12 protein-coding genes are annotated in these 14,613 nt (G+C 65.0%); 3 read left to right on the top strand and 9 right to left on the bottom strand.

What is annotated here, in order from left to right:
• Positions 1 to 485: 485 nt before the first annotated feature.
• The 3 genes from KTQ42_RS23525 to KTQ42_RS23535 all read right to left on the bottom strand — a co-directional run bounded on the left by KTQ42_RS23525 (position 486) and on the right by KTQ42_RS23535 (position 2,519).
• Positions 486 to 1,895, bottom strand: coding sequence for an MFS transporter (locus tag KTQ42_RS23525; RefSeq protein ID WP_217348031.1), 1,410 nt, complete (start codon positions 1,893 to 1,895; stop codon positions 486 to 488).
• 46 nt (positions 1,896 to 1,941) lie between these two features.
• A complete protein-coding gene (locus KTQ42_RS23530; protein ID WP_217348032.1) occupies positions 1,942 to 2,271 on the bottom strand; it encodes a BON domain-containing protein in 330 nt (109 codons plus the stop codon).
• A 104-nt stretch (positions 2,272 to 2,375) separates the two neighbouring features.
• Positions 2,376 to 2,519 (bottom strand): hypothetical protein, encoded by a 144-nt coding sequence (locus tag KTQ42_RS23535; protein ID WP_217348033.1) that lies wholly within the window; start codon positions 2,517 to 2,519, stop codon positions 2,376 to 2,378.
• Between the two features lie 85 nt (positions 2,520 to 2,604).
• Between KTQ42_RS23535 and clsB the strand changes: the two genes are divergently transcribed.
• Together clsB and KTQ42_RS23545 are read left to right on the top strand one after the other, a co-directional pair.
• Complete coding sequence (gene clsB, locus KTQ42_RS23540) at positions 2,605 to 3,837, top strand: cardiolipin synthase ClsB (RefSeq protein ID WP_349292192.1); 1,233 nt, start codon at positions 2,605 to 2,607, stop codon at positions 3,835 to 3,837.
• Positions 3,834 to 4,805: a lysylphosphatidylglycerol synthase domain-containing protein gene (locus KTQ42_RS23545; protein WP_217348035.1), complete on the top strand. Its 972-nt coding sequence runs from the start codon at positions 3,834 to 3,836 to the stop codon at positions 4,803 to 4,805. The genes clsB and KTQ42_RS23545 overlap by 4 nt, the downstream gene beginning before the upstream one ends.
• Before the next feature lie 87 nt (positions 4,806 to 4,892).
• Here the strand turns inward: KTQ42_RS23545 and hpaI are convergent, their stop codons facing one another.
• The 4 genes from hpaI to KTQ42_RS23565 form a co-directional block, all read right to left on the bottom strand.
• Positions 4,893 to 5,699, bottom strand: a complete 807-nt coding sequence (gene hpaI / locus KTQ42_RS23550; protein WP_217348036.1) for a 4-hydroxy-2-oxoheptanedioate aldolase — start codon at positions 5,697 to 5,699, stop codon at positions 4,893 to 4,895.
• A 27-nt stretch (positions 5,700 to 5,726) separates the two neighbouring features.
• A complete protein-coding gene (locus KTQ42_RS23555; protein WP_217348037.1) occupies positions 5,727 to 7,223 on the bottom strand; it encodes an NAD-dependent succinate-semialdehyde dehydrogenase in 1,497 nt (498 codons plus the stop codon).
• Between the two features lie 79 nt (positions 7,224 to 7,302).
• Positions 7,303 to 8,853, bottom strand: a complete 1,551-nt coding sequence (locus KTQ42_RS23560) for an altronate dehydratase family protein (RefSeq protein WP_249223075.1) — start codon at positions 8,851 to 8,853, stop codon at positions 7,303 to 7,305.
• A 49-nt stretch (positions 8,854 to 8,902) separates the two neighbouring features.
• Entirely contained in the window at positions 8,903 to 9,892 is a 990-nt protein-coding gene (locus KTQ42_RS23565) for a tripartite tricarboxylate transporter substrate binding protein (RefSeq protein WP_249223076.1), read from the bottom strand.
• Positions 9,893 to 10,112: 220 nt separating this feature from the next.
• Here KTQ42_RS23565 and KTQ42_RS23570 point away from each other — a divergent pair, with 220 nt between their 5' ends.
• Complete coding sequence (locus KTQ42_RS23570) at positions 10,113 to 11,129, top strand: LacI family DNA-binding transcriptional regulator (RefSeq protein ID WP_217348040.1); 1,017 nt, start codon at positions 10,113 to 10,115, stop codon at positions 11,127 to 11,129.
• Between the two features lie 84 nt (positions 11,130 to 11,213).
• Here the strand turns inward: KTQ42_RS23570 and KTQ42_RS23575 are convergent, their stop codons facing one another.
• Together KTQ42_RS23575 and KTQ42_RS23580 are read right to left on the bottom strand one after the other, a co-directional pair.
• Complete coding sequence (locus tag KTQ42_RS23575; RefSeq protein WP_217348041.1) at positions 11,214 to 11,597, bottom strand: hypothetical protein; 384 nt, start codon at positions 11,595 to 11,597, stop codon at positions 11,214 to 11,216.
• A gap of 4 nt (positions 11,598 to 11,601) precedes the next feature.
• Positions 11,602 to 14,610, bottom strand: coding sequence for an FAD-binding and (Fe-S)-binding domain-containing protein (locus tag KTQ42_RS23580; protein WP_217348042.1), 3,009 nt, complete (start codon positions 14,608 to 14,610; stop codon positions 11,602 to 11,604).
• Positions 14,611 to 14,613 lie beyond the last annotated feature (3 nt).

Here is a 14,613-nt window from a genome sequence, read left to right on the forward strand (position 1 = left end):
GCGCGACCAAGACCCGGACAGGGCGCCGTCGGCCGGCTTGCGGATGGCGTCGAATGCCGGGTATTGCGGCAGTAGGCTTTCGCTGAGGTTGACGCCCGACTCATACAGCGCCACGTCGATCATCTGCCGCTGCCGCCGCGACAGCATGCGTCATTTGCGCAGCGGACCGCCGTCGCCCGGTGCTTTCCCCTTGATGAGCTCGGCGCCAACATGGCCAGGGTCTTCTGCTGGGCTCGCGCGACATAGAATTCCTATCGCTGCTGTTGCGGTTGCTCGCCAAAAAGCAGAAAAAGGGAGCGGCCAGCGTGCTGAACGAAGGAAAGTGAACCCCGGTAGCTCTGGCAATCTCCTGTCGCAAAGGGTTTGCTGAAGTCGTTCGTTCCCTGCCCGTGTCTAGCCAGCGCAAAGAACGGCATTGGGAAACTGTCATCGGACTGATGGTCGATGATTTCAGGCGTGGCAGAAGAGGCAGGTTGCCCTGCCGTTCACCCCAGTCTCGCCACTTCCTCCAGTGGCTTGCGTTCCGCGTGCACCGCATGCCGCTGCGCCAGCAGGCCGGCCAGGATGGCCAGCGCCGCGCCCAGCCCATAGCCAGCCGCCACCGAAGCGCGGTCGCCGCTGTCGATTAGCCAGCCAAACAGCACTGGCGCGATGAAGCCGCCGGTGCCGGTGCCGATCGCATAAAAGATCGATATGGCCAGCGCCCGCATCTCCAACGGGAAGACCTCGCTGGCGGTGAGATAGGCGGAACTGGCGGCGGCGGAAGCGATGAAGAACACGGCGCTCCAGCAAATTGCCAGGCCAGTCGCGCTCAGCCAGTCAGAAAGAAAGGCCCAGCCTATCAGCGCCAGCCCTATGCCGCTCGCGAGGTAGGTCAGCGAGATCATGCGGCGCCGGCCCAGGCTGTCGAACAGCGGGCCAAGCAAGAACGGACCGAGCACGTTGCCCAGTGCGAAGGGAAAGATGTAGAGCGCCACCCGGTTGTCCGGCACTTGGAAGAAGCGGGTCAGTACCAGCGCATAGGTAAAGAAGATGGCGTTGTAGACAAAGGCCTGCGCCACCATCATCGACAGCACCACCAAGCTGCGCATGCGGTAGTCTATCAGCAACAGCGAAAAGACTTCGCGCAACGGCGGCGTGCCACGACCGCTGGCATGCAGGCCGGGCGCGGCTGGCAGCAGCACGCCGTGCTGGCGTTCCACCTGCGCTTCAATATCGTCGATAATGCGCTGCGCTTCCTCCGCCCGGCCATGCATTAAGAGCCAGCGCGGGCTTTCCGGAACATGGCGCCGGACCAACACAATGGCCAGCGCCAGCACTGCGCCAAGCACGAAGCAGGCGCGCCAGCCCAACGCCGGCCCGAGTACGCGCGCGTCAAGCAACACCAGACTCAGTGCGGCACCCATTGCGGCGCCGATCCAGAAGCTGCCGTTGATGAACAGCGCCACCCGGCCGCGCACCCGCGCCGGGATCAGTTCGTCGATCGCGGAATTGATGGCGGCATACTCGCCGCCTATGCCCAGGCCGGTGACGAAGCGGCAGACAGAAAGGAATAGGAAACTGGTGGAAAACGCGGTGGCCAGCGTGGCCAGCATGTAGACCGCGAGCGTGATCATGAACAGCTTCTTGCGGCCCAGCCTGTCGGTCAGCCGGCCGAAGACCAGTGCGCCTAGCACGGCGCCGGCGATATAGATGGAGCCGGTCCAGCCGACCTGCGCCGCGCTGAGCGCCAGCGTGTCAGGCCGTTCCAGCACGCTGCCGATCGAGCCGATCAGGGTGACTTCGAGACCATCGAGCACCCAGGCAATGCCCAGCGCCATCACCACGCGCCAGTGCCAGCCGGACCAGGGTAGCCGGTCCAGCCGGCCCGGAATATCGCTGGCGACGGATGACATCGTGATGCGGTAAAGAAAAAGGCCGCCCGCGGCGGCCCATTGGCAATTAGCCGGTGATGATCATCTGGTTGTCGATCGACTTTACGCCCGGCACTGCCTTGACCAGCGCCTCGGCCTTGCGGCGCAGCGCCAGCGACTTGATGTCTCCCTTGAGCTTGACCACGCCGTCGGTGGTGCTGACGTCGATCTTGAAGGCGTTCAGTTCCGGGTCTGCCTGCAAGGCGCCCTTGGCGCGCGCAGTGATGGCGCTGTCGTCCATCGCCTGGCCGGCGCCCTGTTGCGAAGCCTTGCTGGTGTCAGCTGTGCCCTTCATTCCGGCGCATCCAGTGGCGATCAGGGCGGCGGCGATAACGGCGATGAGGCGGGGGGTCTGCATGTGTTGCTCCTTATTGATATGTATAGGCAGGAAGATGTTGCCGCGCGCTGCGATGCGGCGTCCGGCACGTCCCGGCCAGAGTCTACTGCCTAAGCCGCGCCTCTTCAACCTTCAGAGCCCTGCATATGCGGTATTTCATGCGCGGCGCCCGGATCACGGGCTTTTATGCGGCGGTGAAAGGCAGCGCCCCGAATCTGCTCATCTGCGGCTTTGTTGATTAAATGCACGGCTTTATTTATGGTTTTCATGCACATTGGATGCCAACCCGTGCAGGCCGCATGCAGCCTGTCGCTGCGCCCTCATCGCCAACCATCTCAACGAAAGCACTGCCCTGTGAAAGAAAACTGGATACGCGGAAACCGATTCACGCTGCTGGAAAACGGCGAGGCATTCTTTCCGCGTGTCTTTGAGGTGATTGCGAAGGCGCAACGCGAAGTGCTGATCGAAACCTTCATCCTGTTTGAGGACAAGGTCGGGCGCGAGCTGCATGCAACGCTGCTGGCTGCGGCCCGGCGCGGGGTCCGGGTCGAGCTCACCATCGATGACTGGGGCTCGCCGGATCTGTCGGATGGCTTCATCAGTGCGCTGATCGAGGCTGGCGTGATCTTCCATGTCTTCCAGCCTGCACCCAAGCTGTTTCGCCGCTTCCACGTGTTTCGCCGCATGCACCGCAAGCTGGTGGTGGTGGATGGCGTCCGTGCCTTTGTCGGCGGCATCAATTACTCGGCCGACCACCTGGCCGATTTCGGCCCCGAGGCCAAGCAGGACTATGCGGTGGAAGTCGAAGGCCCGATCGTGGCCCATATCCACAGCTTTGCGCTGGCGGCGGTGGCGGGCGAAACGCCGAAGCGCCGCTGGTTTCATCGCCGTCCGAAATGGCCGCCGCTTGCTTCCCTGGCGCCGGCTGGCGATGCCCGCGCACTGTTTGTTTGGCGTGACAACCAGGAGCACAAGAATGACATCGAGCGCCAGTACCGCCTGGCGTTCCGGCTTGCGCGGGAACGCATCATCGTGGCCAACGCCTATTTCTTCCCCGGCTATCGCTTCCTGCGCGAATTGCGCAAGGCGGCGCGGCGCGGCGTGAAGGTCACGCTGATCCTGCAGGGCAATCCGGACATGGCCATCGTCAAGACCGCCGCTTCCATGCTGTATCACCACCTGCTCGGTTCGGGCGTGGAAATCTACGAGTACTGCAAGCGCCCGCTGCATGGCAAGGTGGCGCTGGTGGACGACACCTGGGCCACGGTCGGCTCCAGCAACCTCGACCCACTCAGCCTGTCACTAAACCTGGAGGCCAATGTAATGATTCACGACCGCGCCTTCAATGCGCAGCTCAGCGCGAGCCTGGAAAAGCTGATGCAGCACAGCTGCACCCGCATTGACATCAACGACTTGACAGATTCGGAGGCATGGCGGCCGATACGCACCTTCTTCCTGTTTCACCTGCTGCGGCGCTATCCTTCCTGGGCCGGCTTCCTGCCCGCCCACACGCCGCGCCTGGCATCGTTGCGCGCACCGGCCAGCCCTGACCATGCCGGCGATTTGAATCAGTCGGCGATGCAATGAACGCAGGCAGCGACGCGGCCAGCCTTGCGCAACGGCAGCAGGCGCGGCCCTGGTGGCACTGGGCGAAGCGCCTGCTCAAGTTCTGCTTCCTTGCCCTGATTGCGTATCTGCTGATCAAGCAGGCTAGATCGGTCGAATGGGACAAAGTGATGGCCGCGATCTACCAGCGCAGTGCACTGGCGCTGCTGGCAGCGGCTGGCCTGGCGGCTGCCAGCCACCTGCTCTACGCCTGCTTTGATTTGCTGGGAAAGCACCTCACGGGGCACAAGCTGCCAGCCAGAACCGTTATGGGCATTACCTTTGTTTGTTATGCATTCAACCTGAACCTGGGCAGCCTGATCGGCGGCGTGGCCATGCGCTACCGGCTGTATTCGCGCTTTGGCCTCGACAGCACGGTCATTACCCGCATCGCCGCCACCAGCATGCTGACCAACTGGAGCGGTTACCTGCTGCTGGCCGGGCTGGCGTTCTGGTGGCGTCCCCTGCCGTTGCCAGCCGAATGGAAGCTCGATAGCAGCGGGCTGCGACTGCTGGGCATGGCCATGGTCGCCATGGCCTTGGCCTATGTACTGCTCTGCGCATTGGCGACACAGCGCGACTGGACCCTGCGTGGCCACGGCATTACGCTGCCGCCGTGGAAGCTGGCGGTGGTGCAGCTGCTGATGTCGTGCACCAATTGGCTGATGATCTCCGGACTGGTCTACCTGCTGCTGCAGCAAAAAATCGACTATCCGACAGTGGTAGCCGTGCTGCTCACCGCTGCCATCGCCGGCGTAGTCACCCATGTGCCGGCAGGCCTTGGCGTATTGGAAGCGGTGTTTATCGCGCTGCTGTCGCAGCAGCTGGGCCGCAATGAACTGTTGGCCGCGCTGATCTTGTATCGCTTTTTGTATTACCTGGCGCCGCTGGTGCTGGCCTGCGTGGTGTATTTCGTGACCGAGGCAAGGACGCAGCGGCGCAGCCCTTAACTATGACTTGATACGACACCAGGGCCGTCCTGACCGGCGCCAACCTGCATGCACGGCAGGTCAGCGTCGCGCCAGCGTGGCCACGGATCAGTAAATCGCCGGCACGCCATCCGCCGCCGGCGCCGGTGCGGTACCGCCGAACTCGGCACGCAGTTCGCGCGCGGCCACTGCCAGCAGCCGCGCTTCCAGGCCGACCGCAACGAAGGTGCAGCCAAGGTCGAGATAGCGCCTTGCCAGCGCATTGTCCGACACCAGGGTGCCGGCTGCCTTGCCGGTGGCGATGATGCGGCGCATTGCATCCTCGATAGCGGCCTGCACTTCCGGATGGCCCGGATTGCCGCGATGGCCAAGCGAGGCCGACAGGTCGGCCGGGCCGATGAAGACGCCATCGATGCCGTCGACCGCGCAAATCGCTTCGATGTTGTCGAGCGCGGTGCGGGTCTCGGCCTGCACCAGCAGGCAGACCTCGTCATTGGCACGCGCCAGGTAGTCGGTGCGCTGTCCCCAGCCTGAGGCGCGGGCGGCGGCAGCGCCAACGCCGCGTATGCCCTGCGGCGGATAGCGCACCGCCGACACCATGTGCGCAGCCTGCTCGGGCGTATCCACCATCGGAATGAGCAGGGTCTGGGCGCCGATGTCGAGCAGCTGCTTGATCAGTGCCACGTCGCCGGTGACAGGCCTTACGATCGGGTGTGATGGATAAGGCGCCACCGCCTGCAGCTGCTGCAGGATGGCGCGCACGTCGTTGGGCGCATGCTCGCTGTCGAGCAGCAGCCAGTCGAAGCCGGCGGTGGCGCACAGTTCGGCGGTGTAGGAATTGGCCAGCGACAGCCAGAGGCCGATCTGCGGGTTTTTGGTGGCCAGCGCGGCCTTGAAGCGGTTGTCGTAGCTCATGATGTCTCCACAGTTTTTTGATGTTGTTCAGCCAGGCAGGCGGCGCGCCAGGCTGCCGTGGCGGATGTATTTGATGTTCATGTACTCGTCCAGGCCATAGCGCGATCCCTCGCGGCCATAGCCCGAATCCTTGATGCCGCCAAACGGCGCAATCTCAGTCGACAGCGCGCCGTCATTGACCGCGACCATGCCGGCCTCGATTGCCTCGGCCACTTCCCAGATGCGGTCGATGTCGCGGGAATAGAAATAGGCGGCCAGGCCGAAGGGTGTGGCATTGGCCATTTCCACCACCTCGGCTTCGGTGGCGAAGGACGTCACCGGCACCACCGGTCCGAAAGTTTCCTCGCAGGACATGCGCATTGCGGCGGTGACGTCAGCGACAACGGTAGGCGTGAAGAAGTGCCCGTTGGGCGCGTCCGGGCAGGCATGGCGCTGGCCGCCTACCACCAGCCGCGCGCCCTGCTCCAGCGCATCCTTCAAATGCTGCTCGACCTTCTCTACCGCGCGGGCATTAATTAGCGGGCCGATCTCGGCCCGGCCGCCGGCGGCCGGGCCGATGGTCAGGCTGCCGACCTTCTCAGCCAGCTTGCCGATGAAGCGCTCGTACACGGCCTGCTGCACATAGACCCGGTTGGGGCAGATGCAGGTCTGGCCGGCATTGCGGAACTTCGCCACCATCAGGCCGGCCACCGCGGCATCGATATCGGCATCGTCGAACACGATGAAAGGCGCATTGCCACCCAGTTCAAGCGACAGCCGCTTGAGGGTGCCGGCACTCTCGCGCGCCAGGTGCTTGCCGACCGCGGTGGAGCCGGTGAAGGAAATCTTGCGCACCCGCGCATCGGCCAGCCAGACGTCGGCCAGCGGACCGGCGCGCTCGCGCGAGGTGGTCAGCACATTGATGAGGCCGGCCGGCGCGCCGGCCTGCTGTAAAAGCTTCGCCATGGCCAGCGCGGTGAGCGGCGTATCTTCGGCCGGCTTGCAGACCACGGCGCAACCGGCCGCGATGGCCGGTGCGATCTTGCGGGCCAGCATGGCCATCGGGAAGTTCCATGGCGTGATCGCCGCCACCACGCCGACCGGCTGCCTGATCACCAGCAGCCTGTGGTTCTGACTCTGCTGCGGAATGATGTCACCGTCGGCGCGCTTGGCTTCCTCGGCGAACCATTCGATGTAGGACGCGCCGTAAGCCACCTCGGTGCGGCTTTCCGCCAGCGGCTTGCCCTGCTCCAGCGACATCAGCCGCGCCAGGTCTTCCTGGTTTGCCATCACCAGTCCGTGCCAGCGCTTAAGCAGCGCGGCGCGCTCCTTGGCAACCCCATGGCGGAACACGGCAAAGGCTTTCTGCGCCGCATCCACCGCGGCCTGCGCGTCCTGCGGCGTGCAGTCGGGTACTTCGGCGATCAGCTCGCCGCTGGCGGGATTAGTGACGGCGAGGCGGCGGCCGTCGGCGGCATGGCGCCACTCGCCGTTGATCAGGCTCTGGCTGCACAGCAGCGCGGGGTTGTCGATGTTCAGGGTCATGGCGTGTCATCACAGGAAAGAAGTTAAACGGCGTCGATGCTAAAGGATAGACGCCGGCGGGGCAATGCCGGGATAACGGTCAGCTGACCACGCCCAGGTGCCAGGGGATGAACTCATGGTCGCCCAGGCCCAGCAGTTCGCTCTTAGTCGGGGCGCCGGAAGCGGCGCGCAGGATCTCGTCGAAGATAATTTGGCCCATCTGCTGCATGGTGGCTTCGCCGTCGATCACCAGGCCGCAGTTGATGTCCATGTCTTCCTTCAGGCGCTCGTACATCGCGGTATTGCTGGCCAGCTTGATGGTCGGCGCCGGCTTGGAGCCGAACATCGAGCCGCGGCCGGTGGTGAAGCAGATCAAATTGGCGCCGCTAGCGATCTGGCCGGTGGCGGCCACCGGATCATAGCCGGGCGAGTCCATGAAGACGAAGCCGGCGCGGTCGATCGGCTCGGCGTATTCATACACGCCCTGCAGCGGCGTGGTGCCGCCCTTCATCGCCGAACCAAGCGACTTCTCGAAGATGTTGGCCAGGCCGCCCTGCTGGTTGCCGTGGCCTACCACGCCATTGAACTGCGCATTCTGGCCGCGGGTGTATTCCTTCCACCATTCCAGCCGGTCGAGCAGCTTCTGGCCCACTTCCGGCGATACCGCGCGCCGCGTCAGCATGTTTTCCACGCCGTGGATTTCCGGCGTCTCGGACAGGATCGCGGTGCCGCCATGGCGCACAAGGATGTCCATCGCCGCGCCCAGCGCCGGATTGGCGCTGATGCCGGAAAAGCCATCCGAGCCGCCGCATTCGAGGCCGACCTTGATATGGCTGGCCGGCACCTTCTGCCGCTGCACCGCGTTGGCGGCCGGCAGCATCTCCCTGACCATCGCGATGCCAGCCTCAATGGTCTGGCGGGTGCCGCCGACTTCCTGCATGACCATGGTGCGCAGCAGGCCGTCTTCCTTCAGGCCCTGCGAACTCACCAGATCAGCCACCTGGTTGCGCTCGCAGCCCAGGCCCACGATCAGCGCACCGGCCAGGTTGGGATGGCGCACATAGCCGGCGATGGTCCGGCGCAGCACGTCGAAATGGTAGCTGGGCGAGGACATGCCGCAGCCGCTGGTCTGCGCGAAGGCCACCACGCCGTCCACGTTGGGATAGGCGGCCAGGCGCTCCGGCGTGAACCATTCGGCGATTTTCTTGATCGCGGTGGCCGAGCAATTCACCGACGAGAAGATGCCGATGAAGTTGCGGGTGCCGACCTGGCCGTCGGGCCGCACGATGCCCATGAAGCTGGCGCGCTGCTCTTGCGGCACATAGTCGACCGGCCGCACATCGAGGCCAAAGCCGGGGTCGCGCTCGTATTCGCGCAGCTCGATGTTATGCGAGTGCACATGCTCGCCGGCCTCGATGTCGCGCGAAGCAAAGCCGATGATGGTGTCGTACTTGCGGATCGCGTTTCCCTTGGCGATCGCATGGGCAGCCACCTTGTGACCCGCTGGCACCTGGGCCCGCAGCCGCACGGTGGCGCCGTCGATGTCGATTGGCTGGCCCAGCGAGAGTTGGGCCTTGGCGATCAGCACGTTGTCGGTATCGTGCAGCCTTATTAGGCTGCGGGTGTAGTGGTTATCGGTGACGGTATTCATCTGGCTCTTCATGGGATGCGGGATAACGGGGCCGATCGCGCGGCGATCGTCAACCGTTCTTGATCTGTTCCTTCAGGTTGAGCTTCTCGATCAGGCGCTTTTCATGCACATACTGCGACAGCACGTACTTGCGGTAGTCGTCGGCGTCCTGGTACATCACGGGCGCGTCGATGCGGTCGCAGGCCTGCTTGAATTCCGGGCTCAGGATCGCCTTCTTCAGCGCCACCCGCAGCTTCTCGGCCACCTGCGGCTCCAGCCCGGCCGGCGCGCCGATGCCATTCGGCGCATCCACCACCAGGTTGTAGCCGGCTTCCTTCAGGGTCGGCGCTTTGGCAAAGCGCGGCGGGCGCTGCTCGCCCCAGGTCGCCAGCAGGCGCAGCTTTCCCTGCTCGACATACGGCGCCCAAGAGCTGGAATCGGCCAGCGCATCGACCTGGCCGCCCATTAAGTCGGTCAGGGCCGGCGCGCCGCCCTTGTACGGGATATGGTTCATCTTCGCGCCGGCGGCCAGCAGGAATTCTTCCATGCCGACATGGGTAGCGCCGGCTACGCCGGCACTGGCGAAGGTCAGCTTGCCGGGATTAGCCTTGGCGGCAGCCACCAGGTCAGCCAGCGTCTTGTAAGGCGAGTCGGCGCGCACCACGATGCCGAAGGTCTGGCCGGAAGCGCGAGCAAGATAAGTGAAGTCCTTCAGCGGATCGAAGGTCACCGTGCCGAGCTGCGCAAAGCGGGTCACCGAGATCGGGATCTGGCCGATGGTGTAGCCGTCCGGCTTGGCCACCGCCAACGCGCGGGCGCCGATCATGCCGGAGGCGCCCGCGCGGTTTTCAAACACCACTGGCTGGCCCAGGTGATCCGACAGCACCTTGGCCAGTGCGCGCATGGTGACATCGGCGGTGCCGCCCGCCGGCCACGGGCACAGGAAGGTGATCGGCCGGTTCGGGTAGTCCGACTGCGCTAGCGCCGAGCCCAGCGGCAGCGCCGCGCCGGCCAGGCCGGAAGCCACGCCCAGCAGCAATTGACGGCGTTTGATGTTCATGCGGGAAATATCCATCGTTGTCTCCTCTTGCGCCCGGGGCGCTGGCTATGGTCTGGTCGGCAATCTGGGTGCCGGCCTCGTGTCGGCTCGGTATGTTACCGGTAACATCGAAGCCGCATCGTAATCCATATTCTTTTGAATTGCTACAATCGGAGCCAAAATAATTCTGGAATTTCCTTTGACTAACAATCCGACTGGCAAAGCGCCGGCAGCCGAATCCATGCCGGCAAAGCGGGCGCGTCGCGGCTCGGGCGGCATAACCCTGCGCGAGCTGGCGCAGATGGTGGGCGTGACCAAGGTCACGATTTCCCGCGCGCTCAACACGCCCGAGCGGGTGTCGCCCGAAACGCTGCAGAAGATCCAAGAAGCGGTCCGCCAGACCGGTTACGTGCCCAACCTCGTGGCCGGCTCACTGGCGTCGAACCGCAGCCGGCTAGTGATGGCGCTGGTGCCGTCGCTGGCCGGCTCGGTATTCCAGGAAACCACCGAGGCCATGACCACCGCGCTGGCCGAGGCCGGCTACCAGCTCCTGATCGGTCAAAGCGGCTATGACAAGGCGCGTGAGGATGCGCTGATCGATGCCGTCATCGGTCGTCGTCCGGCCGGCATTGTGCTGACCGGCGTGATGCATTCGCCGGTATCGCGCGAGCGGCTGCGCGGCGCCGGCGTGCCGGTGGTCGAGACCTGGGACCTGACCGACACGCCGATCGACATGCTAGTCGGCTTTTCGCATGATGCGGTGGGCCAGGAGGCGGCGCGCTACCTGCATGGCCGCGGTGCCCGCCATGCAGCGGTGATCACGCCCGGCGACGCCCGCGCGCTGGTGCGCAGCGCCGCCTTCGGCAAGGCAATGCAGGCGCTGTGCGGCCGGCCGGTGCCGGTCTATGCCATGCCCTCGCCTACCCACCTTGGCAATGGCCGCGAGGCGCTGGCGCTGTTGCTGCAGGAGCATCCGGAGACGGACGCGGTGTTCTGCGGCGCCGACAGCTTGGCGCTAGGCGCACTGATCGAGGCGCGCGCCAAGAGCCTGGCGGTGCCTGGCCAGCTAAAGGTGCTGGGCTATGGCGACCAGAACTTCGCCCGCCACACCGACCCGTCGCTGTCGACCATGCGCATCGACGGCACCCAAATCGGCAAGCTGGCGGCGCGCATGCTGGTGGACCGCATCGAGGGGCGCGCGGTGGTGCATGAGAGCGTGGATGTGGGTTTCGAGCTGGTGGAGCGGGACAGCGCCTGAACTTGCGCAGGAAGGCCTAGCGGGTGCATCACCTCGCTGCATGCCTCCTGTGTGCCGCATGCATGAACCCGGTTGCCGGCACGGTCATTCCAGATCCTTGCCATGGCGTTTTCGCCACAGCACTTCGCCGACGAACAGCAGCAAGACAATGCCAACGCCGACCGCGCCGAACCACATCGCCAGGCTGTCGTGGCCGGTGACAATGGCCAGCGCCTGCGCCGACATCGCGGTGCCGATCGCAAACGCGCCTATCCTCTGCGGGCCCTGCATTGCTTTTAGAAACGAGATGACGGCCAGGAAAATGGACGAAATCAGCCAGAGCATGTTTTCAGGCGCCATGGATCTTTTGCTGTTGGTGATGTTCCGCTGAACATACCATGCCCGCCCGTCAATGGCTTGTCTTCCATGCCCTGGATAGATGGCGCATCGCCGTGCCGCAGGTGCCTGCGGCACGGCGGCCGCAACCATGTAATCAGAGGCGTGGTGCGTTCAGGGCCGAGGCCAGCACCCGTGCCACGTGGATCGCCTGCCTGTCGGTGCCGTCTTCGATCTGGTGCCGGCAGCTGGTGCCATCGGCCACCAGCAGCGTATTGGCACCGGCCTTGCGCACCGCCGGGAACAGCGACAGCTCACCCATGGCCTGTGAGGCGTCGTAGTGTTCGGCCTCGTAGCCGAAGCTGCCGGCCATGCCGCAGCAGGAGGACTCGATCATGGACACCTGCAGTTGCGGTATCCAGCCCAGCACGGTCTGCACCGGCCGCACTGCGTCGAATGCTTTCTGGTGGCAATGGCCATGCACCAGCGCGCTGGCGGTGGCCAGGGGCTTCAGGTCCAGCGCAAGCCGGCCCGCCGCTTTCTCGCGCACCAGGAATTCCTCGAACAGGAAGGATGAGGCCGCCAGCCTTTCCGCTTCCTCGCCATAGCCATAACTCAAGAACTCATCGCGCAGCGAGAGCAGGCAGGATGGTTCCAGCCCTACCACGGCAACACCACGCTCGACGTAAGGCAGCAGCGCATCGAGGCTGCGGCGCGCTTCGGCCTTAGCCTCGTCGACCATGCCGGCCGCCAGGTAGGTGCGGCCGCAGCACAGCGGCCGTTCGCCGGCGTGGCTGTTGAAGTGGACCGTGTAGCCGGCCGCTTCCAGCACGTCGCGCGCGGCGGCGGCGTTTTCCGGCTCCATGTAGTTGTTGAAGGTGTCAACGAACAGCAGCACTTCCCTGCCGCCGGCTTGTGCCGGGTGCGGGGCCGCGCCAGACAGGAATGACTTTTTAAAGCGCGGGAAGGCCCGCTGCGGGGCTAGGCCCAGCCTGCCCTTAACCCAGCCCGACAGCACCGGAACGCCATCGGCGGCGGCGAGCAGGCGGCCGAAGCGACTGGCCAGCGGCGCATAGCGCGGCATGGTTGCCACCAGCCTGTCGCGCAGCGACGTGCCGTGCTTTGCCGTCCAGGCGGCGCGTGCCTCGATCTTGACCTTGGCCATGTCGACCCCGGTCGGGCAGTCGCGCTTGCAGCCCTTGCAGGAGACGCATAGGTCCAGCACTTCCTTGACTTCCGGACTGGCCAGGCCTTCAGTGCCCAGCTGGCCGGAGATGGCCAGCCGCAGGGTGTTAGCGCGGCCGCGGGTGACGTGCTTTTCATCCCGCGTCACGCGATAGCTCGGGCACATGGTGCCGGCGTCGAACTTGCGGCAATGGCCGTTGTTGTTGCACATCTCCACCAGCTTGGCCAGGCCACCGGTGCGGTCGCCCCCGGTGCCGGGCGCGCTTTCCTCGCCGGTCAGCGGGTCGCGCCTGACATTCCATGCCGACCAGTCTAGCCGGGTTTCCAGCGCCTGTTCCTGGTAACCCGGCGTGAAGCGGAAGTTGGCGGCATCGTCCATCTTCGGCGGACGCACGATCTTGTCCGGATTAAAGCGGTTGTCAGGGTCGAACAGGTCCTTGATCTCGGAAAAGGCCTGGTTGATGCGCGGACCGTACTGCCATGCCACCCATTCGCCACGGCACAGGCCGTCGCCATGCTCGCCGGAATAGGCGCCCTTGTACCTGCGTACCAGTTCGGAGGCCTTTTCGGCGATCTCGCGCATGTCCTTGGCGCCATGGCGCCTCATGTCCAGGATGGGCCGCACATGTAGGGTGCCGACGCTGGCGTGGGCATACCAGGTGCCCTCGGTGCCATAGCTGTGGAACACCTCAGTGAGCTGGCTGGTGTATTCAGCCAAGTGCTCCAGCGGCACCGCGCAGTCCTCGATGAAGGACACCGGCTTGCCGTCGCCTTTCATGCTCATCATGATGTTCAGGCCGGCCTTGCGCACTTCCCACAGCGCCTTCTGCTGATTCGCGTCTGGCATCTGCACCACCGAGCCCGGCAATGCCAGGTCGCCCATCAGCTCGTCGAGCTGCGCTAGCTTGATGCCCAGCGCGGCCAGATCGTCGCCAGCGAACTCCACCAGCAAGATGGCTTGCGGCTGGCCCACCAGCGCGCGCCTTATTACCGGCTCGAAGGCGGGATTGGTCAGCGACAGGTCGATCATGGTGCGGTCCACCAGTTCGACCGCGGTCGGGCCCAGCTTGACGATGTGCTGGGTCATGTCCATGGCCTGGTAGAAGGTCGGGAAGTTGACCACGCCCAGCACCTTGTGGGTGGGCAGTGGCGCTAGCTTCAGCGTGATCTGCCGGCTGTAGGCCAGCGTGCCTTCCGAGCCCACCAGGATATGGGCCAGGTTGGCGCTGCCGTCGTCGGTGTAGGCGCGCGGATTCTGGCAGTCGAACAGGTCGATGTTGTAGCCGGCCACGCGGCGCAGCACCTTGGGCACGCGCTCGATGATTTCATTGCGCTCGCGCACGGCAATCTGCTCGATGCCGGCCATGATGCCGCCGATGCGGCCATCGCGTGCCATGCCCTCCTGCGGACCGAACCAGCCCTGAGTGCCATCGGCCAGCACGGCATCCACCGCCAGCACGTTGTGCACCATGTTGCCGTATTCGATCGAACGCGAGCCGCAGGAATTATTGCCGGTCATGCCGCCGATGGTGCATTGCGCGGCGGTCGACACGTCGACCGGGAACCACAGGCCATGCGGCTTGAGCCATGCATTCAGATGGTCCAGCACCATGCCCGGCTCTACCGTCACGGTGCGCGCCGCGCGATCGAACGCCACTACTTGGTTGAGCCATTTGCTGTTGTCAATCACCAGCGCCTCGCCCACGGTCTGGCCGCACTGGCTGGTGCCGGCGCCGCGTGCTAGCACCGCCGCCCCGTGGTGACGCGCCACATCTAGGCAGCGCAGCAGGTCCTGCTGGTCGCGCGGCACCGCCACGCCCAGCGGCATGATCTGGTAGATCGAGGCATCGGTGGCATAGCGGCCGCGGTCGGCGCGGCCGAACAGCACGTCGCCGCGCAGTTCCTGGCGCAGCTGCCGTTCCAGCGGGCTGGCCGCTGCGCCGGCGCCGGGCGGCATGAAGTGGAGTGGCTTGGTATGCATGTC

Source organism: Noviherbaspirillum sp. L7-7A (assembly GCF_019052805.1).
GTDB lineage: Bacteria > Pseudomonadota > Gammaproteobacteria > Burkholderiales > Burkholderiaceae_D > Noviherbaspirillum_A.